Here is a 23,164-nt window from a genome sequence, read left to right on the forward strand (position 1 = left end):
CGCATGCACACCACGGTTCTCCTGCTGGCGGCGGACGCGCCGGCCCAGCTGCTCCCGGCCCGGCAGCTCATGGCCTTCACCCTGGCCTCGCACATCATCCTGGTGCCGATGGGGGTGGCCCTGCCGTTCATCACCCTGCTGATGCACTACCGGGGAATCCGCCGCGACGACCCCACCGCCCTGCTGCTGGCGCGGCGCTGGTCGGCCGTGATGGCGGTGCAGTTCGCCGTCGGAGTCGTCACCGGCACCGTCCTGTCCTTCGAGTTCGGCCTGCTCTGGCCGGGGCTCATGGGCAAGTGGGGTGACGTGTTCGGCATCGGCTTCGGTGTCGAGGGGTGGGCGTTCTTCCTGGAGGCGGTGCTCATCGCCATCTACCTCTACGGCTGGCGCCGGCTGAAACCCCGTACGCACTTCCTGCTCGGGCTCCCGCTGCCGGCTGCCGCGCTGATGGGGGCGTTCGGCATCCTGGCCGCCAACTCGTGGATGAACACCCCGCGCGGGTTCACCCTCGACTCCGCCGGCAACCCGGTCGACGTGAACATCTGGAAGGCGATCTTCACCCCGATGTTCGGGCCGCAGTACTGGCACTTCGTGGTCGCGATGCTGCTGACCGCCGGATACGTGGTGGCCGGTGTCTACGCCGTCGGATGGCTGCGGGGCCGCCGGGACCACTACCACCGGCTCGGCTTCACCATCCCCTTCACCGTCGCCGCGATCGCCACCCCGATCCAGTTCTTCCTGGGCGACTCCATCGCCCGGCAGGTGTTCCACAAGCAGCCCGTGAAGTTCGCCGCCATGGAGATCGTGTGGGAGACCGACACCCACATGCCGGAGTACATCTTCGGCCGGCTCCACCCGGACGGCACGGTCTCGGGCGGCATCAAGATCCCCCAGCTCGACTCCATCCTGGCCGGCTTCAGCCCGGACACCAAGGTGATGGGGCTGGCCTCCGTCCCGGAGAGCGACCGCCCCAACGCCACCCAGGCGACCATCGCCCACTGGGCCTTCGACCTCATGGTCGTGATCGGGTCCGTACTGGTGCTGCTCGCCCTCTGGTACGCCGTGGTCTGGCTGCGGCACCGCAGGCTGCCGGCCTCCCCCTGGTTCTGGCGCAGCGCGGCCTGCGCGGGCGTCGCGTCCGTCGTGGCCGTGGAATGCGGCTGGGTGACCACCGAGGTGGGACGCCAGCCGTGGATCGTCTACCAGAACATGCGGGTCGCCGAAGCGGTCACCGCGACCCGCTCGACGACCTTGTGGATCATGTTCGGACTGGTGATCGTGGTGTACGTGTTCGTCTTCGGCGCGTTCCTCGCCGTCCTGCTCACGATGCGCACCCGATGGCGTCTCGCCGACGCGCAGCAGGGGGCGGGGCCTGCCGTCGAGGCACCGGAGGCGGACACCCCGTACGGGCCGCGCTCCCCCGTCCCGTCCGGACCGCCGCCCTCGTCGTCTTCATCGTCATCAGCCCCCGGGGACGGCCGCCCGTGACCGCCGACGTCATCGCCTTCGCGCTGCTGCTCGCCGTGACCGCCTACACCTGCGCGGGCGGCACCGACTACGGCGCCGGCTTCTGGGACCTCACCGCGGGAGGGGCGCAGCGGGGCAAACGGCAGCGATGGCTCATCGACCACGCCATGGCCCCGGTGTGGGAGGTCAACAACGTCTGGCTGATCTTCATCTTCGTCATCATGTGGACGGGGTTCCCGGTCTTCTTCCAGACGGTGTTCTCCGCGATGTGGGTGCCGCTCGCCCTGGCCGCCGTCGGCATGGTCCTGCGCGGTGCGGGCTTCGCCTTCCGCAAGGCCTCGCGGCGGCTCGCCGGGCGGCGGCTGTTCGGGAGCGTGTTCGCCGTGTCCTCGCTGGTGACTCCCTTCTTCCTCGGCGCGGCCGTCGGCGGCATCGCCTCGGGCCGGGTCGCGCTCGGCACGGAGGCCTCGGCCGAGGCCTGGTCGAACCCCACCTCGCTGCTGTTCGGGCTGCTGGCCATCGCGACCACGGCCTTCCTCGGCGCCGTGTTCCTCTCCGGGGACGCCCGCCGCTTCGGCGCGCCCGACCTCGTCGACCACTTCCGGGGGCGGGCGCTGGCGGCGCTCGCGGCGGTCGCCGTGCTGGCCGTGGTCGCGCTGTTCGTCACGCGCACCGACGCCCCGCACGTGTGGCACGGCCTCACCCACGGCATGGGCCTGCTCTTCGTCCTGCTGGCCGCGGCGGCCACCTTCGCCACGGCATGGCTGCTCCTGCGCCCGCCGGGGACCTGGGTGCGTGTCACGGCCGTGGGGGTCGTCGCGTCGGCCGTCCTGGCCTGGGGCATGGCCCAGCGGCCCTACCTCATCCCCACCTCGCTGACCGTCGCCGACGCGGCGGGGGCTCCCTCCACCCTGACCTGGCTGGCGTTCGTCACGCTGGTCGCCCTGGTGGTCGTCGCCCCGGCCCTCGTCCTGCTGTACTGGCTGGACACGCACGGCGAACTGGAGTCGCTCGGCGACGCCGACCTGCGGCGCGGCGGCGCCGAACCGGGGAAGAGCGCCGATGGGGGCTGACGGCCGCCCGCCGGGTACGGGCGGCCGTGTTGGAACGCCTCCGTGACCGGGGACCGGCTCCTCCTCGGGATCGCCCTGACGGTGGCGCTGGCCGCCGCCTCCCAGATCCTCGCCGCGAAGCTGCGCGTGCCCGCGCTGCTCCTGCTGCTGCCCGCCGGGTTCGTCACGGGGGCGCTGACCGACGTCATCCACCCGAACGACCTGCTCGGGCCCGGTTTCTCCGCCCTGGTCTCCCTGGCGGTGGCGGTGATCCTCTACGACGCGGGGCTCGGGCTCGACCTGCGCCACCTCACCGGCCGCACCCGGGGGATCGTCGGCAGGCTGCTGGTGGCCGGTGTCCTCGTCACCTTCCTGGCCGTCGCAGCCGTCGCACCCGCGCTGTTCGGCATGTCGCTGGCCAGCGCCACGATGCTGGGCGTGATCCTCGTGGTGTCGGGCCCGACGGTGGTGGGGCCGCTGCTGGACTACGTGCGGCCCACCGACACGCTGCGGCGCATCCTGGTCTGGGAGGGGACGCTGATCGACCCGATCGGAGGCATCCTCGGCGCGCTCGTCTTCCACGGCGTCTCCTCCACGCACTCCGAAGTGGGCCGGGGCCACCAGCTGGGCCAGTTCGCGATCAGCATGGGCGTCGGCCTGGTCGGCGGCGCGGTGGGCCTGGCCCTGCTGTGGCTGACGCTGCACGTCATGCGGCTCGGCGAGACGCTCGGTACGATCGCCCAGCTGGCCGTGGTGATCATCGTGGCGGCGGGGTGCGACATCGTCCGAGACGACACCGGGCTGATCGCCGCGACGGTCACCGGGCTGGCGGTCGCCAACCTCCCCGGCTTCGACATGCCCGCCCGCAGGCCCTTCTTCGAGACGCTCGTCCAGCTGATCATCGGGCTGCTGTTCGTCTCGATCTCGTCGACCGTGACCCCGGCGTCCCTGACGCCGGTCCTGCTCCCCTCCCTCGTCCTCATCGCGTTCCTGGTTCTGGTCGTCAGGCCGCTCGTGGCCTTCGTCTCCACCGGGAAGTCGGAGCTGGCCCGCGGGGAGAGGAGGTTCATCGGCTGGATGGCGCCGCGCGGGATCGTCGCGGCCTCCACGGCCTCGGCCTTCGCCGCCGGCCTCTCCGACCAGGGTCTGGCCGGCGCCTCGAAGATCCTCCCCGTCACCTTCCTGGTGATCGTGGGAACGGTTCTGCTCTACGCGCTGACCGCCGCTCCCGTGGCCCGCAGGCTCGGTGTCGTCCGCCCGTCCCGCTCGCGCCCGCTGCTGGTGGGCGGCGACCACTGGGTCGTCGACCTGGGCAGGGCCCTGCGGGCGGCCGGGCTCGACGTGCTGATGTGGGCCGGCAGCGAGGACGAACGGGATCGGATCAGGGACGCCGGGCTGGAACTGGCCCGGGGCGAGCTGCTGGCCGCGGCCTCCGACCCGCGCGCCCGCCTGGAGGGCGTCACCACCGTCTTCCTGTGCACGGACGACGACAACTTCAACGCCCTCGCCGCGGTCATGGCCGAGGGCAACGTCGAGGGCCCCGTGTACCGGGTCGGGCCCCCGCACGACAAGGGTCTCGGCGTCGTCGCCCCCAGCGCAGGCGGCGAGGTCCTCTTCGGCTCCCGGCTGGTGCGGCACGTCCTGGCCGAGCGCTATCGGCAGGGCGCCCGGTACCTGGTGCAGTCGGCCGCCCGGCCGGTCCCGGCGGACTGCGAGACGCTGTTCGTGGTGCGCTTCGACGGCAGGCTCGACGCGGTCACCGAGAGCCGGTCCGGTGACGTCGCCCCGTCGCAGGACGACACCCTCGTCCTGCTCGGTCCCGTACCGCCCGCGCCGGCCGGCCCGGAGCCCGCCGAGGGGCGTTCCGGGTGACGGGCGCATGCGGCGGCCGGGTGCCGGTCTTACTGTGGGACGGAAGGCGTCCCGAACCCCGAACCCCGCACCCCGCACCCCGTATCCCGCACCCCGATCCGGAGGCCGGAGGTCACCCGTGCCGCTGCCGCACCGACGTACGCAGGCGCCCGTGGGGCGACCGGATTCCCGCTGCGGCCCCTGATGTCCTGGGCCTCCCGGTTCCGGCTGCTGCAGTACACGAAGGCCAGCCTGTGGATGGTGCCGCTGCTCGGCCTGGTCCTCGGCGTACTGCTGGCGGAGTGGGCCGTGACCATGGACGCCACGCCATGGCTCCCGGCCGGCTGGCGCTACTCCGCCTCGACGGCCGCCGGCGTGCTGACCGCCATCGTCGGCGCCATGATCGCCCTGCTCGGATTCGTCGTCACGATCGGGGTGCTCGTCGTCCAGCAGGCCACGGGGACCCTGTCCCCGCGCTACATGCGCCTGTGGTACCGCGACCGGCTGCAGAAGGCGGTGCTGGCCACCTTCACCGGGACCTTCTCCTTCTCCTTCGCCCTGCTGCGCACCATCGAGCCGGACTCCGTGCCCGACCTCGGAGTCACCATGGCCGGGGCGGCCGTGTCCGTCAGCCTGTTGCTGCTGCTGGTCTACCTCAACCGCTTCACCCACAACCTGCGCCCCGTGGCCATCGCCGGCCTGGTCGGACGGATGGGCGAGACGGTCCTGGTCCGCGCGCAGGCCACGATCCGCGACGCGACCGCACGCCCTTGGGACCCCGCGGCGCAGGCCGCGGGCGGTGCGGTCACGTACGTACCCGCCGAGCACGGCGGCGTGATCCAGGCGTTCCACCCGGAGAAGCTGACGGCCCTGGCGGCGCGCCACGACTGCGTCCTTGTGGTCACCCGCCTGGTCGGGGACTACGTGCCGCCGGGCGCGGTCGTCGTCGAGATCCACGGCGGCAACCCGGCCCCCGAGCAGCGGCAGGTGGCCGGGCTGATCGCCTTCGGCTCCGAGCGGACCATCGAGCAGGACCCGGCCTTCGCGCTGCGGGTCCTCGTCGACATCGCCGTCCGGGCGCTGTCCCCCGCCGTGAACGACCCGACCACCGCGGTCCAGGTGCTCAACGAGATCGAGGCGATCCTCCACGCGGTCGGGCGGGCCGGTCCGCGCAGCCGCTACGTGCTGGGCGACCGCCACGGCACGCCGCGGCTGGTGGTCCAAGGCCGGGACTGGGAGGACTACCTCCAGCTGGCCGTCACCGAGATCCGCGAGTACGGCGTCAGGTCCGTCCAGATCTGCCGACGGCTCCGCTCGCTGCTGGAGGGCCTGCTCACGGCGCTGCCGCCCGGCTGTCTGCCGGCTGTCCGCACCGAACTGACCCTGCTGCGCGCGTCGGTCGAGCGCGAGTACACCGACCCCGCCCGCCGCGCGCTGGCCCGCACCCCCGACTGCCAGGGCATCGGCGCCCGCCCCCGCCGCAGGTGACCGGCGCCGCAGGTGACCGGCGCCACCCCGGGGATGCGGTCGGGCACCGTCCGGCACGTGCCCCGGCTCCTGGCCACGACGCCCGCGACCCGGCGCGCACGGTCGCGCGTGCACCGGGGCGGACCACGATCCCCAGGAGCCTCCTAGGCCACGACCCCAGCCCCGAGCGTGCCGACGCCGATAGCGCCCCGCAGAACGTGGGCGATCTCCTCGGGCTTCAGGTCGATGCCATCCAGCCCCTCCATGGTCAGCAGGATCTCCTCCAGGGCGTATTCGCCGCGTCCTTCGGCGCTGAACTCGGGGCCGGTGCGGCCCTCGAAGGACCAGGTGGCGATGCGGGCGAGGTAGAAGAGCTGACGCTCGTCGTCGGACTCCATCGTGTGCAGGAGGCGGACGATGTCGGCCTTCCCCGCGATCTCCTCGTGGATCTCTCGGTGGAGGGCGGCCTCCCGGGACTCGTCGCTCTCCTCGACGCCACCACCGGGCAGCACCCAGTACGCGGGCAGGCCGGGCTTGGTGCGGCGGATGACCAGCATCGTGTCGTCCGCGGTGACGAGGACGGCTCGGACTCGTTCGATCATGTCGGCCTGTCTCCCTAGTTGTTGGCGCTCAGCGAGGAAGGATGCCCGTCACTTCCTCCGCGCGCCGGCGCAGCAGTGGAGCCAGCTCCACGTACCAACCACGGCCTACGGCCTGAAGCATTTCGGCGAGAGCGACCTGTTCGCCGATCCGGCCGGCGGGGGTGTCGAGGACATCGGCGAACTCGGTGCGGATGCGTGCGGCGACGGCGGGGACGCGGAGGCTGTTGACGTAGAGCATGGCCGGGTCGTAGCCGACGGGGACGGCTCCCCAGCGTTCCCAGTCGAGGATGACGAGGGGGTAGTGGGTGAGGTTGGCCCACTGGAGATCTGCGTGGCCCGTGACGCGTTCGGTGATGGTCGGCGCGGGGATGCCGAGGAACTCCGGGAACACGCGGTCCGCCCAGGACTGGCGGATGGTCTCGCGGGGCGGCTCGGCGGCACTGAGGGCGTCCAGGCTCTCCCGCAGCGTCGCCCACCAGGAGTCCGGGAGACCCGGGTCCTCAGTAAGGTCGGGGGTTTCCGGAGAGATGACGGGCTGGGCGACGTAGTCGATCAACTCGGCCTCGAAGACGTACTCCCCGGCCTCCCATCGGTAGAGGTCGTGGAGGTGGGGGCGGGACACCTTGTCCGAGACCCGTTCCTCGGCGAGCGCGATGCCCTCGTTCCGGGTGGTGGGGGTCTTTGCAGCTTCACCGCAGTGGACGCGGAGCCAGTGGCCGTTCTCGGTGCGAGAGCCGACAGTCCGGCCGAGCCATCCCCAGGACAGCGGGCCCGTCGGGGCGGTGGCCAGGTGTGAGGAGGCGGTGGCGAGCGCGTCCTCCATGCGGGCCCTGGTGGTCTCATCCTTGGGCGAATACATCGGTGACCCTCCTGAGCTGGACCGGTTCGAGCGGCGAGGCAATGGCCTCCTTGGCGGCCTTCCAGTGCTGCGGCGTACTGGCGGACAGCAGTACCACGTCCAGGCTCGGGCAGGACGCCGCAGCCAGGAGACAGGCGGCGGCCGTGCTGGTGCCGGGTCGGATGAACTCGGCGAGTTCGGGTGTGGCCAAGTCGAGGAGTTCGCCGCCGTGCAGGGGTGAGGAGCCGAAGGTGAGCAGGCCAGCGGCGCGAGCCTGGACGAGCGGACCCCGCCCACCGAGGGCGAGCGCGATCGGGCGGACCATGACGAGGCTGACCGGCTGCTGGATCGCGCCGAGATGGTGTTCACCCGATCCGGCGGCCTCTTTGGCCAGGCCGAGGAGTTCGGAGACGGTGAATGCCTCGTGCTGGAAGCCGGACCAGGTGGCGACTCCGTACCCGGCGATGCGGCCTGCGGTGGCGTACTCCTCCAGCACGCAGAACACGTCGCGCAGCCGCGCGTGCAGCACCCCACGGTCCTGATGGGCGTGCTCGGGGTTGTGGACGAACACGATGTCGGCGCGGCCCAGGGCCGCGAGGGAGCGATCGGTCTGCCAGCGGGCGAAGCCGGGGTGGAGGCTGTGGCCGACGGCGGCTTCCTCGGGTGGGAGGACTCCGGCCGCCACCGCGGCCTCGCCCTCCTGCCGGGTGAAGAAGCCGCTCTTCGTCGCGACCATGGCGCGGGGATGGTCGGCGATGACCGGGCCGAGTGCCTGGTGGGCCGTGGCGTAGTTGGGTGCGGTGTCCAGCCACACCAGCCCGTCGGAACACGCAGCGCGCGCCGGCTCCTCGACAGCGCGCACCCGGTACGTCCCGAGGCCGAGGGTTGCGGTCACCTGGGTGCCCCGATCACGGCGGCGGCCTGTCCGCCTACCAGGGCCGAGACGATCTCGGCGCTTTGGGCGACGGTGAGTCCGGATGCGGTGGCGAGGTCTCCGAGTGTGACCGGCAGCCCGGCGGCCAGGCGGCGCAGCAGCGGAGCGGCGGGCAGCGCGAAAGTCCACTCGCGCCCGGCGCCGGAGAAGGACACCGCCTCGGCATCCTGGTCCACCCGGGCACGGGGCACGGTGACCTGGACGGTGATCCCGGTCTCGGGCGGAACCGTCGCCAGGTACGGCAGGGAAAGGCGCGGCTGACCCGGGTGTGTGGTGTCCAGCGACCTCTCCCACCGGTCCAGAACCGCCGGGCCCTCCAGAGCGGCAAGCACCTCTTTGCGTACGGCGCCCAGGTAGTCCGCCCGCTCCTCGGGGGTGCTGAAACGAGGGACGTCAGAGCGGACGGTTGCGCTGGTCCGGAGGTCGTCGCACAGCCATCCGAGGAACTCTGCCCCGGTCTGCGTGGCCAGTCCGAAGGTGAGGTGGAGCGATGCGGTGCCTTGGTCGGCGCTCACCGCGTGCCACCAGCCGCGCGGCAGGTAGAGGAGATCGCCGGGCGTCAGGACGATGTCCGCGATCGGCTCGCCCGTCGGGGCCTCGGGAGCTTCGACGTCGCGCCAGGCGGGGGCCTGCCGGGTGGGTCCGTAGATCTTCCACCGCTTGGAGCCTTCGAGTTGGAGGACCACGACATCGTGGTCGTCCCAGTGGGTACCAAAGCCCTCTTCGGACGTCCAGGAGGCGTACGCGTTGGCTTGGACGGGAGTCCGGAAGAACCGTTCGAGGCCGGCGGCGGCCTCGCGAACGGGCGGGTGGATCTGGTCGATCGCGTCGATGACAAGGGACGCGCCCTCGGCGAGGCGCGCGTGGAACTCGGCGGGCTGGGGCTGGTACCAGGACACCCCGCGCCGGTTCGTGCGCAGGACGGAGTAAGCCGTCGCGGGGACCGCCTCCCCGGCGCGGGAGAGGCGCATACGGGGTGGCTCCAGCCGGTGTGCGGCAACGATCTCGTTGATGTCGTCCCAGGTCAGCAGGGTGGGACCGGCGGCGCCGGCTGAACGGATCACTGTGTGGGCGCGGAAACACGTCCGGGCGAGGAACGTGTCCCCGCCCAGACGCTGTGCCCACGATGCGGAATCAATCACCGTGGGTCTCCTCGGTCGATCAGGTGTCGTTCATGTCCGACTTGCCACCGGTGTTGTCCGAAGCCTCTTCGGCGCGCGACCGCGCCGCGTTGATCCGGCGGACACTGATCAGCAGACCGCTGGCCTGCTCGGTGGGAGCGTTCTCGTTCATCCCGTACTCCTTCCTGATTTTTGATGCGCCCGCAGGGGTTCCTGCGGGAAGTCTGGGGGCGGGGATGGTGCTGCGCGTGCACCCACGGGGTCAGGGCGCGGTATCGCCGGCGAGGGCGAGAACGACCACCAGGACGCAGGTGACCGCGATGTAGACGAGGACTGCGAGCTGCTGGCGCACCCCCGCAGGGCCCTGCGGTTCAGCCCCGCTCCAGGCTGGACGGGTCCTTGACGATCCACTCCGAGCCTCCGCCCTCGGGCCGAGCAAAGACCGCGTTCGCGTACGAGACACGGGTGGCTGGGTCTTCGTACTCGCCGATGAACTGGACGATGCCCCGCCGGTTTTCCAGCGGGTCGAAGACCGGCGTACCTTCGCTGACCCAACCGGGCACGGTCTGACGCTGGCGCGGGCGGATCTGAGGGGCCACGGCTCTCTCCTTGGGCTCGGGCTGGCTCTTCGCTCCGGGGGACGCAGCGGGCCGCAGGTGCGACATGGGGTACGGCCTTGCGGCCCGCTGCGAGGGGGAGGCCGCCCTTCCCAGGCGGCTGTGACCAGTCAACTGCCGTACGCGTTTGGATGGATGGGCCAGAAGGCATGGCCATTCCGGGGACATGGCCAGGTTTTATGGCCAGGCTGGGATCAGGGCTCTGCCGACGGTCGGGGGATGGCGATGATGACCACGAACGAGGGCGACGGCGTGGAGCCGATCGGGCCGCTGCTGCGGCGCCTCCGCATGGCCGGCGGACGCACGCAGGAAGGTCTGGCGGCCGATCTCTCCGCCCGGCGGGGGTACCCGCTGGAGCAGGGCGCCGTCTCCAGGTGGGAGACCCACGAGCGGCTGCCGGACCCGGCTTCACGGGCGCTACTGGCCGCGGAGTTCGGCGTACCGGAGGAGGAGCTCCGCCGGGCCGTCGCTCTCGCCCGGCGTCTTCGCCGACAGGAGCAGAAGGACCAGACCCACCAGGAGAACGAAGTGTTCGACCGCCGCGGATTCATGACGGCTTCGGCCGGTGCCGGGATCGCCGTCATACAGCCCTCTTCCCTGCTCTCGTCGGGACGGAGGCTCGGAGCTGACGTTCCACGGCAGTTGAGCCAGCGCACCGCCCGGCTCCGGCGCCTCGACGACTTCGTGGGCGGTGGCGACACCTACCAGATGTACGTCCGCGAGCTGGCGACCACGACCCGACTGGCTGACGAGGGGGTCTACAGCGAGACGACCGGCAGGGGCCTTCGCGGGATCATCGCCGAACAGGCCCAACTCGCCGGCTGGGCGGCATACGACGCGGGCCAGTACGAGGAGGCCCGCGGGCACTACATGACGGCCCTGGCCGCATCACGCGCTGCCGAAGATAGCTCCCTGGAAGGCAACTCGCTGGCCTTCCTCGCGTACCTCGAATGGACCGTGGGCGGCGACTCCGGGATCCGCTTCGCCACGGCCGCGTACGAGGCTCTCGGTTCGGGAACGGCACCCGTCGTACGGGCACTGCTGGCCGACCGACTGGCATGGCAGCACGCGACCTCCGGCAACGCCCGGGAAGCGGACTACGCGCTGGGCCTCGCCGAGGAGGCGATCCACGAGCCCGGCGACGAGCCGGGCCCCGACTGGGCGTACTGGGTGGACCGCGACGAGATCGCGATCATGACGGGCAGGTGCTGGTCGGAGCTGCACCGGCCCCTGCGGGCGATCCCGGCCCTGGAGGACGCCCTGGGCCGGTACGACGACTCCCGGTCCCGAGACAAGGCGCTCTACCTGTCGTGGCTGGCGGCGGCCTACCTGGACGCCGGCGAGATCGAACACGCGACCGCGATCACGACCCGGGTGTTCGACCTCTCCGAGGGCCTCACATCGATCCGGCCGATGGTGCGGGCCCGCCTGATGGTCAAGCGACTGGAGCCCCACCGGTCCCTCGCCCCGGTCGGTGCGCTACTGGAACGGGCCAAGGGCTAGCGGGTGGCCCGCGTGATCCAGTCCAGGTACTCGGCAGGGCCGGCGTCGATCGTGAACGCGATGACCTCAGGCGAGTCGTAGGGATGGTTGTCCACCAAGTGCTTCTCCAGCGCTTCGCGCCGGTCACCGGCCGTACGGAAGGCCACCTGGAACTCGGTCCCCTCGGAAACCTCTCCGAGGTGCCGGTACGTCGTCTCGATGGGCCCGGTCACCTGCCCGGAAGCGGCCAGGTTCGCCTCCACTGCCGAGCGCGACAGCTTCCGCGCGGCGTCCTGATTGTCGACGGTCGTGATCACGATCAAGAAGTCAGCCATAGGGGCAACGTACCCGCCCCATGGTGGCGTTCGCCTGGATCCAAGGCCAACACCATCCAGCTGTTGGACGCCTTGGACGATGACAGCACCCTCACCACCGAAGAAGCCCCGACCCTAGTCCGGAGCTTCTTTGTCAGGCGTGGTTGACGGGAAGGACGTCCGGGGAGAGGGCTCCGGCCTGGGCCGAACCACTCGTCATGCGGCGGCGGTGGTGCCGGCGGCAGAGGACCTCGTAACCGATCTCCCCCGCCGGGCGGTTGACGTCGCCGACGACGACCTGGGCACCTTCGACCACCATCTCGCCTTCTATCGTCCGGGCGTTGTGCGTGGCTCGGGCTCCGCACCAGCACAGGGCTTCGACCTGGAGCTGCTCAATGCGGTCGGCCAGCTCGATCAGACGCTGAGAGCCGGGAAACAGCTTCGTACGGAAGTCTGTGGTGATGCCGAAGGCGAACACGTCCATATCGAGGTCGTCCACGATCCGGGCCAGTTGGTCGATCTGCTCGGGAGCGAGGAACTGCGCCTCGTCCACGATCACGTAGTCCGCCTTGCCGCCCGTGGACAACTGGTTCACGAGGTACGCGTACAGGTCCATGCCTTCGGTGGCCTCGACCGCCTCCGTCACCAGGCCCAGGCGCGAGGAGAGCTTGCCCTCGCCCGCACGGTCGTCGCGCGTGAAGATCACACCCTGGAGCCCGCGGGCCGACCGGTTGTGCCCGATCTGGAGCGCCAAAGTACTCTTCCCGCAATCCATGGTGCCGGAGAAAAATACCAATTCGGACATCAGAGGAGGGTGACCTTTCGGGGCGGGCAGACCGTGGGGCAGCGATGGTCGGCGGCCCCTGCGTGAGATGGCGGATTCCTCAGCGAGTTGGTGCTCTTTCCGCAGTCCATCGTTCCGGAGAAGAACACCAGCTCGGGCATGGGAAGTACGGACCTTTCGGGTCGTGGGCGGATCGGGGGCGGCTCGGCGAGCGGGGACCGGTCAGGTGCGGATTTCGAGGAGCGGTACGAGCTGTTCCGCGGCAGTCATGGAGCCGTGCATTCCGGCGAGGGCCGACTCGTTGGGCTCGTTGCGGGAAGCGGTGATCGCGACGTCGGCATGGGCCGCCGCGACCACGTCGCCGATCCGGCCGAGGACACGCTCGTCGCACTCCCCCGGCGGACCGAACCAGCCCAGCTCCAGGGCCTCCTCGCGGCTCGCGACCCAGAAGCGGTCCCCGAGCACCTCGCGCCACACGGTCAGCACGTCGGCTTCCGCGCCCGGCACCGCGTACACGTGCCGGGCGCGGCCCTCGCCGCCGAGCAGGGCGACACCCGCGCCCAGTTCCCAGTCCTCGTCGAAGTCGATCCGGGCGTCCTCGTCGAAGGGGACGTCGACCATGCCGTGGTCGGCGGTCACGTACAGCGCGGTGCGCGGCGGCAGCTGCTCCGCGAGCCGCTGGACCAGCCGGTCCACGTACATCAGCTGCCCGCGCCAGGCGTCCGAGTCCACGCCGTGCCGGTGGCCGACCCCGTCGAGCTCGCTGTAGTAGGTGTAGACGAGCGAGCGGTCACCGGCCGCGAGGCGTTCGGCGGCCACGTCCATCCGCTCCTCACCGGTCATCCGGCCCAGGAAGGTGCCGCCGCTGAGTGCCACCTTGGTCAGCGGGGTGGTCTGGAAGGCGGGCGAGGACACCTGGGCGGTCGCCACGCCCGCCCTGTCGGCCTCCTGGAAGACCGTCGGGTACGGCTGCCACGGCTTCGGCGGCGTCCACGGGTGCCAGCGGAGCTGGTTCATCAGCTCGCCGGTGGCCGGGTTGCGCACGGCGTAGCCGGGCAGGCCGTGGCGGGCCGGCGGCAGCCCGGTGCCGACGGAGGCCAGCGAGGTGGCGGTGGTCGCCGGGAATCCCGCGGTGATCGGGCGCCCGGTGCCGCCGCGCGAACTGCCGAGGAGGGAGGCGAGGTAGGGCGCCTCGTCCGCGTGGGCCTTGATCTGCTCCCAGCCCATGCCGTCGACGAGGAACACACAGTTGCGGTCGGCCGGGGTCAGCTCGGCGATGGCGGGGGCGTAGCCGGGCACGCCCTGCCCGGCCACGAGCGTCGGCAGCAGGTCGGCGAGCGACCCGGCACCGTACTCCGGGACGGGTGCGCCGGCCAGGTCCAGCAGCTCCGGCTCGGTCCAGTCCTGCGGTGCGGAATACACCATCAGCGGGCGGAGGTGGCGGAGGTCGCCGCGGTCGCCTCGGAGAGGGCCTGCGCGAAGAGCAGGGTCTGGCGCACCGCCTCCGGTCCGTCGCCGGCCTCGCTGACCCGCAGGCTGAGGTCGTCGGCGGTGGAGTTGCCGGTGTAGCCGTGGTCGGAGTCGCAGTTGGGGTCGCCGCAGGCGGCCGGCTCCAGATCGATCCGCGAGACCGCGCCCCAGCCGATGGTCAGGACGACCTCACGGGGCAGGGTGCCGGGGGTGTAGGACTCCGGGTTGGCGACGACGCGGCTCAGCACCACGGAGGAGATGCTGGAGAGCTTGACCGACTCGGTGGAGGTGGTCGCGTACGGGGACGGGGACCCTGCGTCGGCGGCCTGCTCGTCGGTGTGGCTGACGATGAAGCGGTTGCCGGTCAGGACCAGCACGGTGACGTGGCGGCGCACCTCGTTGGAGTCGAAGGTCGTCTCCTGGTGGACCAGGTACGACGCGATCGGCTCGCCGCCCACCGCGGCCTCCACCGCCTCGGCCACGAGGGCCGGGTAGTAGCCGCTGCGCTCGATCGCCGTGCGCAGCCCCTGGGTCGTCGTACCGGATTTCGCCATGGGGTCAATGGTAAGGCCCCCCGGGTGCCGTCATGCCGCGCCGTACCCGCCCGGTGGCCGTACCCACTCAGTAGCTGGGGAGGGTCCGCGGCCCGAGATCGCTCCGGACGGGCGGGTGGGCGACCTGGACGGTGGCGCTGAGGACGGAGACCCCCTCGACGCCGGCGACGACGGGCTCCAGGCTGACACCGATCACCTCGGGATGGTCGTCGACGAGCCGGGACAGCCGCAGGAGCACGTCCTCCAGGGCGGGGGTGTCGACCGGGTCGCTGCCCCGCCAGCCCAGGAGGAGGGGTGCCGCCCGGATGGACCGGATCAGTCCGGCGGCGTCCCGGTCGGTGGCCGGGACCAGCCGGTGGGCGGTGTCGCCGAGCAGCTCGGAGGCCACCCCGGCGAGCCCGAAGGACAGGACGGCGCCCGCGGCCGGGTCGATCACGGACCGGACGACGGTGTCGACGCCCCGCGGCACCATGGTCTGGACCACGGGCCGGAGCTCGGCCGGCTTGCCCAGGGCGTCGGTGAGCTCCTCGTACGAACGCCTCAGCTCGGCCTCGCCCGTCAGGTCGAGCCGTACGCCGCCCAGGTCCGCGCGGTGGCGCAGGTGCGGGGCGGTGGTCTTGAGGGCGACCGGGTAGCCCAGGACGGCGGCCGCCCGGACGGCCGCGTCGGGACTGGGTGCGGGAAGGGTGGGCAGGACCTGGATGCCGTAGCGGGCGAGCAGTTCGCGGGCGTCCCCGTCGCTCAGGGTCAGTACGGCCCCGCCGTCGACGTCCGCGAGCAGGGCGGCGAGCTGGGTCGCGGCGCCTGCCTCGTCGATGTCCTCGTACTCGGGGACCTGGCCGGCGTCGGCGAGGGCCCGCCGCCACTGGCCGTAGCGCACGGCCTCCGCGACGGCCTTCACGGCGCGCTCGGCGGCGGGATAGCTGGGGATCCGCTCCGGGTCGGCGGTGGCGGGAGCGGTCGCCGCCAGGGCGGCCGGGGTCCAGGGGCTGTCCCCGGCGGAGCGGTCCGGCGACTCGGCGGTGGGTCCGCGGGTCGCGGACAGGGCCCGCACCAGCTCGGCCAGTTCCACGTGCACGACCGCCACGGGCTTGCCGGGAGCCCCGGCGACCGCCTCACGGAGCGCGTCGGCCAGGTCGTCGGCGAGGGCGTGCTCGCTGACCCACGGAATGGCGGTGACGACGACTGCGTCGCAGTCGTCGGAGGCGAGGGCGGCGGCCAGCGCGGTGCGGAAGTCCTCGGGGGAGGCGGCGGTCGTCAGGTCCAGGGGCGGCAGCGGCTTCAGGCCCTGGTTCAGGCAGGCGTCGTAGGTCAGGACCCCGAGCGACTCGGAGTTGCCGAGGATCGCGATCCGGGGGCCGGCGGGCAGCGGTTGCGAGGCCAGCAGCAGGCCCACGTCCACCAGCTCGGTGACCGTGTCGACCCGGATCACGCCGGCCTGCCGCAGCAGGGCGGAGACGGTGTCCTCCGACAGCCGGGTGCCGGGGACGACGTGCCCGGCGGGGGTGTGCCGGCCGCCCTTGGCGACGACCACCGGCTTGACGGCCGCCGTCCGGCGGGCGAGGCGGGTGAACTTCCTCGGGTTGCCGAGGGTTTCGAGGTACAGCAGGGCGACGTCGGTCGCTTCGTCCTCGTACCAGTACTGGAGGATGTCGTTGCCGGAGACGTCGGCACGGTTCCCGGCGGAGACGAAGGAGGACAGGCCTTCGCCGCGCCGGAGCAGCGCCGAGAGCAGGGCGATCCCGATGGCCCCGGACTGCGTGAACAGACCGGTCCGGCCGCGCACCGGCATCGGTGCGGGGGTGAGCGAGGCGTTGAGCTCCACCTCCGGGGCGGTGTTGATCACCCCGTAGGCGTTGGGTCCGATGAGCCGCATCCCGTACGAGCGCACCTGCCGCAGCAACTCGCGCTGGCGGGCCAGTCCGGCCGGGCCACTGTCCCCGTATCCGGCGGAGAGGACGACGAGCCCCTGCACGCCGTGTTCGCCGCAGGCCGCGACCGCGTCGGGGACCCGGTCGGCCGGGACCGCGATCACCGCGAGGTCGACGGGGGCGCCGATGTCCCCGACGGAGCGGTAGGCCCGCACCCCGTCGAGGAGGTCGCGCGTGACGGCCTCGTTGACGGCGTAGAGGTGTCCGTGGAAGCCGCTGTCGCGCAGGTTGCGCAGCGCGGCCGCGCCCACGCCCGCGCCGGACCGGCTGACGCCGACGACGGCCACCGAGCCGGGGGCCAGCAGACGCTGCACGGAGCGGGCCTCGGCGCGCTGTTCCCGGGCGCGCTGCACGGCGAGCGACTCGGCGGTGGGTTCGAGGTCGAGGGTGAGGTGGACGGAGCCGTCCTCGAAGCTGCGCCGCTGCTCGTAGCCGACGTCCGTGAACACCTTGATCATCTTGGTGTTGGCGGGCAGCACCTCGGCGGCGAACCTACGGATGCCGCGCTCGCGGGCCACCGCGCCGATGTGTTCGAGGAGTGCGGAGGCGACCCCGCGGCCCTGGTGGGCGTCCTGCACGAGGAAGGCCACCTCCGCCTCGTCGGCGGGAGCGGAGGCGGGTCGGCCGTCGGCGCCGATGCGGTCGTAGCGGACGGTGGCGATGAACTCCTCGCCGACGGTCGCGGCGAGGCCCACCCGGTCCACGTAGTCGTGGTGGGTGAAGCGGTGCACGTCGCGGGCGGAGAGGCGGGGGTAGGGCGCGAAGAAGCGGTAGTACTTCGACTCCTCCGAGACCAGCTCGTAGAAGCTGACGAGCCGGCCGGCGTCCTCGGTGGTGATGGGCCTGATCCGGGCGGTGCCGCCGTCGCGGAGGACGACGTCGGCTTCCCAGTGGGCCGGGTAGGACAGGTCCGACTCTATGGTCATGCGCCTACCTTACGGCCGGACCGGGCCGGACAGCGCTCGCGCGGCGCAGGAGACAAGAAGTGACAAAACGGTGCAAGCTGGGGAGCGTCGGCGAGCGGCGGAATTCAGGCCGAAGGTCGGTCGGAGCATGCGGGATGCCGTGAGAGACTGGTCTAGACAACCGTAAGAACCTGAAGGGCATCACCATGGCAGAGCGCCGCGTCAACGTCGGTTGGGCCGAGGGCCTGCACGCTCGTCCCGCCTCGATCTTCGTCCGTGCGACGACCGCTTCCGGCGTCCCGGTGACCATCGCGAAGTCCGGCGGCGACCCCGTCAACGCCGCCTCCATGCTGGCGGTACTGGGCCTGGGCGCCCAGGGCGGCGAGGAGATCGTCCTCGCCTCCGAGGCCGAGGGCGCGGAAGCCGCACTGGACCGCCTCGCGAAGCTGGTCGCCGAGGGCCTCGAAGAGCTCCCCGAGACCGTCTGAGACCCTTCGGGTTCACCCCGCACCCCGCGTACGGCGAAGCCGCGGCCCCACGGGGTCGCGGCTTCGGCGTGGTGCGGCGCCCGGGCCGAAGAGACCGGCCCCGGGGAAATTCCGCCCGGCGAAAAGCGGCCGACCCGACCGCATCGCGCGGCATTCCGTCCGCTCCACACAATTCGGCCGGGCATATTGAATCGCGCACCGAATTCGCGCGATTCCGTCCTTTGTATACGGCTCTTGTTAATGCCGTAGGCTCGACATGTTTACGGCAGGTTGCGAAGTGCTCACCGCCGGGCGCTGCCGCAGCCGGTGCGCGGCGGCCGCCCGGTCGGCGTGGACCGCGGCCAGCGTCCGCGCCCGCTCGGCGTCCCCGCGGGCCACCGCGTCCACGATCGCGCCGTGCTCCGCCCAGGACTCCGCAGGCCGGGCGGGCGCCTCCACCACGAACATCCACGCCACCTTGTGCCGCATCTGCGTGAGAAGCGCGATCAATCCGGGGCTTCCGGAGGCCTGCGCCAGCGTCTCGTGGAACCAGCCACCCAGCGCCCGCAGGTCCTCACCCTGGCCCCGCCTGGTTCGCTCCTGGCCGAGCCTGACCAGCCCCCGCAGCACCTTGAGGTGCGCGTCCGTGCGGCGCCGGGCGGCCCTGGCCGCGGCCAGCGGCTCCAGCAGCATCCGCAGCTCCAGCAGATCCGCCGCCTCCTGGGCGGTCGGTTCGGCCACACAGGCCCCCGCGTGCCGCCGCGTGGTCACGAAGCCCTCGGACTCCAACGTCCGGAGGGCTTCGCGGACCGGGACGCGCGAGACCCCGTACCGGCGGGCCAGCACCTCCTCGGTCAGCCGACCGCCCGGTTCGAACACCCCGGAGACGATGTCGTCGCGAATTGCCGTGCATACCGCGTGCGCAGGAATACGCAAGACCGAACCTCCGTCTAATTCCGACCGCCAACCCCCGTGCGCGCAGCCGCGCACACAACGACTCTATTGCAGCACAGCAAAATTTCGAGAGCGGGCAGGAATCCGAAACATTGCACCGAAGCACAAAAACACGAAGACCCCGGCTCGGGAGGCGGGGTCTTCGTGGAGCTGTGCTTCGTGCGCCGGGCCCGACGGGCCGCGCGGAGGGTCAGAGGCTGACGCCGTGCGAGCGCAGGTACGCGATCGGGTCGATGTCCGAGCCGTACTGCGAGCCGGTGCGGGCCTCGAAGTGCAGGTGCGGGCCGCTGGAGTTGCCGGTGGAACCCGACAGGCCGATCTGCTGGCCCGGGGTGACCTGCTGGCCGACGGTGACGTTCAGCGAGGACATGTGGCCGTACTGCGTGTAGGTGCCGTCGTTGTGCTTGATCACGACGTTGTTGCCGTACGCGCCGCCCCAGCCGGCCTCGACGACCGTACCGAAGCCCACCGCGTGGACCGAGGTGCCGGACGCGGCGTGGAAGTCGATGCCGGTGTGGCTGCCGGAGGACCACATGCCGCCGCCCGCCCGGTACTGGGTGCTGACGTAGGAGTCGTCCAGCGGCGAGACGAAGGTGTTGAGGCGCTTGCGCTCCTCCTCGCGCGCGGCGCGCTCGGCGGCCTCGCGCTCGGCCTTCGCCTTGGCCTCGGCGAGGCGCTTGGCCTCGGCGGCCTGCTGCTTGGCGGCGGCCTCGGCCTGCTCCTGGGCGGCGGCGTGCTCGGCGGCGCGCTGCTGGGAGACGGCCTGGTCGGTGATGTCGCCCGCAAGGTCCTCGGCGACGAGGACGGCACCGAGCCCGTTCTCCGGTGCGGAGCTGCTGTGGTTGTCCGCGGCGAAGGCCGGGGCGGCGAGGGAGCCGACCACACCCGTGGTGGCGATCGCGGCGATACCGGCGTAGCCGGCGGTCTTCTTGCTCAGGCGGCTGGAACCACGGTGCTTGCCGGTACCAGCGGGACGACTGCCAAACGCCATGAAGGGTTTGATCCTTTCCTTCCTTCTCGCCTACCGGGTTAGCTGACGGGTTCGGAGCAGGAAGGTCTCCTACGGACTTCCTCTTGCGAGGGGGTCCGATTCACCCCAGGGACTGATGTGGGTCCCCGGCTCCCCAGGCTCGCGCCTGACGGGGACTCGGCGATCGCTGTCCGGTGCCGCGGGTGCGGCGGGCACAACTGACGGACAGCACGCCTGACGCTAGGCGGATCATCAGTCAATCGCCAAACAGACGCGCCTTTTTGTTGCGTACGCCACACCACATACAAGCAACCTCACCACTAAACGGACAAAAGGGGTTCCGGCGGTTTCCGCCGGAACCCCTTGCCCGATGCGTCAGTTGCCCGTCATTCCGGGCGCCCGCGGCCTCAGTTGGTGACGACCGAGACCTCACCGATCCCGAGGGCCCTCACGGGCTCCTCGATCAGCGCGGCGTCACCCACCAGGATCGTGACCAGCCGGTCCGCCGGGAAGGCCTGCACGACGGCCGTGGTGGCCTCCACCGTGCCGGTCGCGGCCAACTGCGCGTACAGCTGCCCCTGGTAGTCGTCCGGGAGCTCCTGCTCGACCTGGTCGGCCAGGGTGCCGGCGACCGAGGCGGCCGTCTCGAACTTCAGCGGGGCCACGCCCACCAGGTTCTGCACGGCCACATCGCGTTCGGCGTCGGTCAGGCCGCCCTCCGCGAGGGTGCGCAGCACCTTCCAGAGGTCCTCCAGCGCCGGTCCGGTGTTGGGGGTGTCGACCGAGCCGCTGATGGCGAGCATGGAGGCACCCTTGCCGTCGGCGGTGGAGCGCAGCACCTGGCCGAAGGCCCGCACGCCGTAGGTGTACCCCTTCTCCTCGCGCAGCACCTTGTCCAGACGGGAGGTGAGGGTGCCGCCGAGGCAGTACGTGCCCAGCACCTGGGCCGCCCAGACCCGGTCGTGGCGGTCCGGCCCGATGCGGCCGATCAGCAGCTGCGTCTGGACCGCGCCGGGCCGGTCGACGATGACCACGCGGCCGGTGTCGTCGGCGGTCACCGGCGGCACGGGGCGCGCCTCGGCGGTGTCCCCGGTCCAGGCGCCCAGGGTGTCGGCCAGCACGGCGTCGAGGTCGATGCCGGTCAGGTCGCCGACGACCACCGCGGTGGCGGTGGCGGGGCGTACATGGGCCTCGTAGAAGGCGCGCACGGCGGCGGAGTCGATCCGGGCGACCGTCTCCTCGGTGCCCTGGCGCGGCCGGGACATCCGCAGGGACGCCGGGAAGAGCTCCTTGGAGAGCTGCTTGGCGGCGCGGCGCTGCGGGTTGGCCAGCTCGTGCGGGATCTCGTCGAGCCTGTTGCGCACGAGCCGGTCGACCTCGGCGTCGGCGAACGCGGGGGCGCGCAGCGCCTCGGCGAGCAGACCCAGCGCCTTGGCCAGCCGGGAGGCCGGAACCTCCAGGGAGACCCGCAGGCCGGGGTGGTCGGCATGCGCGTCGAGCGTGGCCCCGCAGCGCTCCAGCTCGGCTGCGAACTCCTCGGCGGTGTGCTTGTCGGTGCCCTCCGACAGGGCCCGCGCCATGATCGTCGCCACGCCGTCCAGGCCCTCGGGCTCCGCGTCGAGGGGCGCGGCGAGGTTGATCTCGACCGCGACGACCTGCTGGCCCGGGCGGTGGCAGCGCAGCAGGGTCAGCCCGTTGGGCAGCGTCCCGCGCTCAGGGGCCGGGAAGGCCCACGGCTGCGGCTCGCCGGCCTGCGGGCGCGGGTGGAAGGTCATCGTGACGGCTGCGGTGTCGCTCACTGCTCCGCCCCCTCGTTCTCGTCGCTGTCGGCGTTCTCTTCGCCCTCGGCCCCGTCCGCCGCGAGCGGCTCGTAGACGAGGACCGCGCGGTTGTCCGGGCGCAGCCGGGCCGCGGCCACGGCCTGCACCTCCTCGGCAGTGACGTCGAGGACCCGCTGGACGGCGGTGAGGGCCAGCTGCGGGTCTCCGAACAGCACCGCGTACCGGCACAGTTCGTCGGCGCGGCCGGCCACCGTGCTCAGCCGGTCCAGCCACTCGCGCTCCAGCTGCGCCTGGGCGCGCTCCATCTCCTCGGCGGTCGGGCCCTCCGCGGCGAACCGCGCGAGCTCCTCGTCGACGGCCGCCTCGATGGCGGGGATCTCGACCCCGCTGGAGGTCTTCACGTCCAGCCAGCCCAGCGACGGCGCCCCGGCCAGGCGGAGCATGCCGAAGCCGGCGGCGACGGCCGTCTGGTCGCGGCGCACCAGCCGGTTGTGCAGCAGCGAGGACTCGCCGCCGCCCAGGATGGTCAGTGCCACGTCGGCCGCGTCGCACTCGCGGGTACCGTCGTGCGGCAGCCGGTAGGCGGCCATCAGCGCACGTGCCGGGACCTCCTCGACGATCTCCTCGCGCAGCTGCTTCCCGATGACGTCGGGCAGCGAGCCGTCGCGGGGCGGCTGCTTGCCGTCGTGGGCGGGGATGGTGCCGAAGTACTTCTCGATCCAGGCGAGCGTCTTTTCCGGGTCGATGTCCCCGACGACCGACAGCACGGCGTTGTTGGGCGCGTAGTAGGTGCGGAAGAAGGCGCGCGCGTCCTCCAGGGACGCGGCGTCCAGGTCGGCCATGGAGCCGATCGGGGTGTGGTGGTACGGGTGGCCCTCGGGGTAGGCGAGGGCGGTCAGCCGCTCGAAGGCGGTGCCGTAGGGGACGTTGTCGTAGCGCTGGCGGCGCTCGTTCTTGACGACGTCGCGCTGGTTCTCCATGGACTCGTCGTCCAGGGCGGCCAGCAGCGAGCCCATCCGGTCCGCCTCCAGCCAGAGCGCGAGCTCCAGCTGGTGGGTCGGCATCGTCTCGAAGTAGTTGGTGCGCTCGAAGCTGGTGGTGCCGTTGAGGGAGCCGCCGGCGCCCTGGACCAGCTCGAAGTGGCCGTTGCCCGGTACGCTCGCCGAGCCCTGGAACATCAGGTGCTCGAAGAGGTGAGCCAGACCGGTACGCCCCTTGACTTCGTGGCGCGAGCCGACGTCGTACCAGAGGCAGACCGCGGCGACCGGGGTCAGGTGGTCCTCGGACAGCACCACGCGCAGGCCGTTGGCCAGCCGGTGCTCGGTCGCTGTCAGGCCGCCGGAGCCGGCCTGGGCTGTGGCCGTGTGACCCATGGGCATGTGGTCCCTTCGATCGCGATGCAGAGATTTCCGTCAGACCTGCCACTGTATGCAAGCGCGTCGGCCACCGGATAAGTTCCCGGGCCAGACCTGGGTCGGAGTCGGCGTTGTCGGTCGCTCGGGACACAATGGTCCGCGTCGTACGTCCCGCCGGACCTCGGCAGGACCCAGCCAGACCCCGCCAGACCAGCCAGACACCCAGCACATCCCATTCTTGGTTAAGG

Annotated in this window: 21 protein-coding genes and 1 riboswitch; of the genes, 6 read left to right on the forward strand and 15 right to left on the reverse strand. The window is 71.8% G+C overall.

Features of this window, described 5'->3' with window-relative positions:
- The first annotated feature begins 3 nt into the window (after positions 1-3).
- From AW27_RS07905 to AW27_RS07920, 4 genes are all read left to right on the forward strand, one after another.
- Positions 4-1,488, forward strand: a complete 1,485-nt coding sequence (locus AW27_RS07905; protein ID WP_037929677.1) for a cytochrome ubiquinol oxidase subunit I — start codon at positions 4-6, stop codon at positions 1,486-1,488.
- Positions 1,485-2,540, forward strand: coding sequence for a cytochrome d ubiquinol oxidase subunit II (locus tag AW27_RS07910; protein WP_037929680.1), 1,056 nt, complete (start codon positions 1,485-1,487; stop codon positions 2,538-2,540). The genes AW27_RS07905 and AW27_RS07910 overlap by 4 nt, the downstream gene beginning before the upstream one ends.
- Positions 2,541-2,582: 42 nt before the next feature.
- A complete protein-coding gene (locus AW27_RS07915; RefSeq protein WP_037929684.1) occupies positions 2,583-4,391 on the forward strand; it encodes a cation:proton antiporter in 1,809 nt (602 codons plus the stop codon).
- Positions 4,392-4,574: 183 nt separating this feature from the next.
- Entirely contained in the window at positions 4,575-5,858 is a 1,284-nt protein-coding gene (locus AW27_RS07920) for a DUF2254 domain-containing protein (protein WP_037929687.1), read from the forward strand.
- Between the two features lie 143 nt (positions 5,859-6,001).
- Here the strand turns inward: AW27_RS07920 and AW27_RS07925 are convergent, their stop codons facing one another.
- From AW27_RS07925 to AW27_RS07950, 6 genes are all read right to left on the reverse strand, one after another.
- Positions 6,002-6,439, reverse strand: a complete 438-nt coding sequence (locus AW27_RS07925) for an NUDIX hydrolase (RefSeq protein WP_037929690.1) — start codon at positions 6,437-6,439, stop codon at positions 6,002-6,004.
- 28 nt (positions 6,440-6,467) lie between these two features.
- Complete coding sequence (locus tag AW27_RS07930; RefSeq protein WP_037929694.1) at positions 6,468-7,298, reverse strand: hypothetical protein; 831 nt, start codon at positions 7,296-7,298, stop codon at positions 6,468-6,470.
- Entirely contained in the window at positions 7,279-8,172 is an 894-nt protein-coding gene (locus AW27_RS07935) for an aldo/keto reductase (RefSeq protein WP_037929697.1), read from the reverse strand. The genes AW27_RS07930 and AW27_RS07935 overlap by 20 nt, the downstream gene beginning before the upstream one ends.
- Positions 8,169-9,353: a cupin domain-containing protein gene (locus AW27_RS07940; protein WP_037929700.1), complete on the reverse strand. Its 1,185-nt coding sequence runs from the start codon at positions 9,351-9,353 to the stop codon at positions 8,169-8,171. Before AW27_RS07940 ends, AW27_RS07935 begins: the two co-directional genes overlap by 4 nt.
- A gap of 19 nt (positions 9,354-9,372) precedes the next feature.
- On the reverse strand, positions 9,373-9,504 hold the full coding sequence (locus tag AW27_RS07945) for a hypothetical protein (protein ID WP_269084601.1): 132 nt from the start codon (positions 9,502-9,504) through the stop codon (positions 9,373-9,375).
- 199 nt (positions 9,505-9,703) lie between these two features.
- A complete protein-coding gene (locus AW27_RS07950) occupies positions 9,704-9,931 on the reverse strand; it encodes a hypothetical protein (protein ID WP_037929703.1) in 228 nt (75 codons plus the stop codon).
- Between the two features lie 237 nt (positions 9,932-10,168).
- Between AW27_RS07950 and AW27_RS07955 the strand changes: the two genes are divergently transcribed.
- Entirely contained in the window at positions 10,169-11,452 is a 1,284-nt protein-coding gene (locus AW27_RS07955) for a helix-turn-helix domain-containing protein (protein WP_157840321.1), read from the forward strand.
- Here the strand turns inward: AW27_RS07955 and cutA are convergent.
- The 5 genes from cutA to AW27_RS07980 all read right to left on the reverse strand — a co-directional run bounded on the left by cutA (position 11,449) and on the right by AW27_RS07980 (position 17,410).
- The gene (gene cutA, locus AW27_RS07960; protein ID WP_037929706.1) at positions 11,449-11,766 is read right to left on the reverse strand and encodes a divalent-cation tolerance protein CutA; all 318 of its coding nucleotides are present in this window, start codon (positions 11,764-11,766) and stop codon (positions 11,449-11,451) included. The genes AW27_RS07955 and cutA overlap by 4 nt on opposite strands.
- A gap of 133 nt (positions 11,767-11,899) precedes the next feature.
- Positions 11,900-12,550, reverse strand: a complete 651-nt coding sequence (locus AW27_RS07965) for a thymidine kinase (RefSeq protein ID WP_037929709.1) — start codon at positions 12,548-12,550, stop codon at positions 11,900-11,902.
- 201 nt (positions 12,551-12,751) lie between these two features.
- Positions 12,752-13,954, reverse strand: coding sequence for an alkaline phosphatase family protein (locus tag AW27_RS07970; protein WP_037929712.1), 1,203 nt, complete (start codon positions 13,952-13,954; stop codon positions 12,752-12,754).
- On the reverse strand, positions 13,954-14,553 hold the full coding sequence (locus AW27_RS07975) for a DUF5998 family protein (RefSeq protein ID WP_037929715.1): 600 nt from the start codon (positions 14,551-14,553) through the stop codon (positions 13,954-13,956). Before AW27_RS07975 ends, AW27_RS07970 begins: the two co-directional genes overlap by 1 nt.
- Positions 14,554-14,620: 67 nt before the next feature.
- Positions 14,621-17,410, reverse strand: a complete 2,790-nt coding sequence (locus AW27_RS07980) for a bifunctional acetate--CoA ligase family protein/GNAT family N-acetyltransferase (protein WP_037929718.1) — start codon at positions 17,408-17,410, stop codon at positions 14,621-14,623.
- A gap of 185 nt (positions 17,411-17,595) precedes the next feature.
- On the opposite strand from AW27_RS07980, the gene AW27_RS07985 reads away from it, so the two are divergent.
- Complete coding sequence (locus tag AW27_RS07985) at positions 17,596-17,877, forward strand: HPr family phosphocarrier protein (RefSeq protein WP_030026990.1); 282 nt, start codon at positions 17,596-17,598, stop codon at positions 17,875-17,877.
- Between the two features lie 237 nt (positions 17,878-18,114).
- On the opposite strand, the gene AW27_RS07990 is transcribed toward AW27_RS07985, so the two are convergent.
- The 4 genes from AW27_RS07990 to AW27_RS08005 form a co-directional block, all read right to left on the reverse strand.
- On the reverse strand, positions 18,115-18,792 hold the full coding sequence (locus AW27_RS07990; protein WP_037929721.1) for a GntR family transcriptional regulator: 678 nt from the start codon (positions 18,790-18,792) through the stop codon (positions 18,115-18,117).
- A gap of 208 nt (positions 18,793-19,000) precedes the next feature.
- Complete coding sequence (locus AW27_RS07995) at positions 19,001-19,801, reverse strand: M23 family metallopeptidase (protein WP_037929724.1); 801 nt, start codon at positions 19,799-19,801, stop codon at positions 19,001-19,003.
- Between the two features lie 12 nt (positions 19,802-19,813).
- Positions 19,814-19,973, reverse strand: a riboswitch (cyclic di-AMP (ydaO/yuaA leader).
- 214 nt (positions 19,974-20,187) lie between these two features.
- On the reverse strand, positions 20,188-21,555 hold the full coding sequence (locus AW27_RS08000; RefSeq protein WP_037929990.1) for a M16 family metallopeptidase: 1,368 nt from the start codon (positions 21,553-21,555) through the stop codon (positions 20,188-20,190).
- A gap of 20 nt (positions 21,556-21,575) precedes the next feature.
- Positions 21,576-22,934, reverse strand: coding sequence for a M16 family metallopeptidase (locus AW27_RS08005; RefSeq protein WP_037929727.1), 1,359 nt, complete (start codon positions 22,932-22,934; stop codon positions 21,576-21,578).
- Between the last annotated feature and the right edge of the window lie 230 nt (positions 22,935-23,164).

It is taken from the genome of Streptomyces sp. PCS3-D2, from assembly GCF_000612545.2.
Taxonomy (GTDB): Bacteria; Actinomycetota; Actinomycetes; order Streptomycetales; family Streptomycetaceae; genus Streptomyces.

Bases quoted from the DNA above. Each gene is read 5' to 3' on its own strand.
- AW27_RS07905 (WP_037929677.1), top strand. From the start codon at position 4: ATGCACACCACGGTTCTCCTGCTGGCGGCGGACGCGCCGGCCCAGCTG.
- AW27_RS07920 (WP_037929687.1), top strand. From the start codon at position 4,575: ATGTCCTGGGCCTCCCGGTTCCGGCTGCTGCAGTACACGAAGGCCAGC.
- AW27_RS07925 (WP_037929690.1), bottom strand. From the start codon at position 6,439: ATGATCGAACGAGTCCGAGCCGTCCTCGTCACCGCGGACGACACGATG.
- AW27_RS07930 (WP_037929694.1), bottom strand. From the start codon at position 7,298: ATGTATTCGCCCAAGGATGAGACCACCAGGGCCCGCATGGAGGACGCG.
- AW27_RS07945 (WP_269084601.1), bottom strand. From the start codon at position 9,504: ATGAACGAGAACGCTCCCACCGAGCAGGCCAGCGGTCTGCTGATCAGT.
- AW27_RS07955 (WP_157840321.1), top strand. From the start codon at position 10,169: ATGGCGATGATGACCACGAACGAGGGCGACGGCGTGGAGCCGATCGGG.
- cutA (WP_037929706.1), bottom strand. From the start codon at position 11,766: ATGGCTGACTTCTTGATCGTGATCACGACCGTCGACAATCAGGACGCC.
- AW27_RS07965 (WP_037929709.1), bottom strand. From the start codon at position 12,550: ATGTCCGAATTGGTATTTTTCTCCGGCACCATGGATTGCGGGAAGAGT.
- AW27_RS07970 (WP_037929712.1), bottom strand. From the start codon at position 13,954: ATGGTGTATTCCGCACCGCAGGACTGGACCGAGCCGGAGCTGCTGGAC.
- AW27_RS07975 (WP_037929715.1), bottom strand. From the start codon at position 14,553: ATGGCGAAATCCGGTACGACGACCCAGGGGCTGCGCACGGCGATCGAG.
- AW27_RS07980 (WP_037929718.1), bottom strand. From the start codon at position 17,410: ATGACCATAGAGTCGGACCTGTCCTACCCGGCCCACTGGGAAGCCGAC.
- AW27_RS07985 (WP_030026990.1), top strand. From the start codon at position 17,596: ATGGCAGAGCGCCGCGTCAACGTCGGTTGGGCCGAGGGCCTGCACGCT.
- AW27_RS07995 (WP_037929724.1), bottom strand. From the start codon at position 19,801: ATGGCGTTTGGCAGTCGTCCCGCTGGTACCGGCAAGCACCGTGGTTCC.
- AW27_RS08000 (WP_037929990.1), bottom strand. From the start codon at position 21,555: ATGACCTTCCACCCGCGCCCGCAGGCCGGCGAGCCGCAGCCGTGGGCC.
- AW27_RS08005 (WP_037929727.1), bottom strand. From the start codon at position 22,934: ATGGGTCACACGGCCACAGCCCAGGCCGGCTCCGGCGGCCTGACAGCG.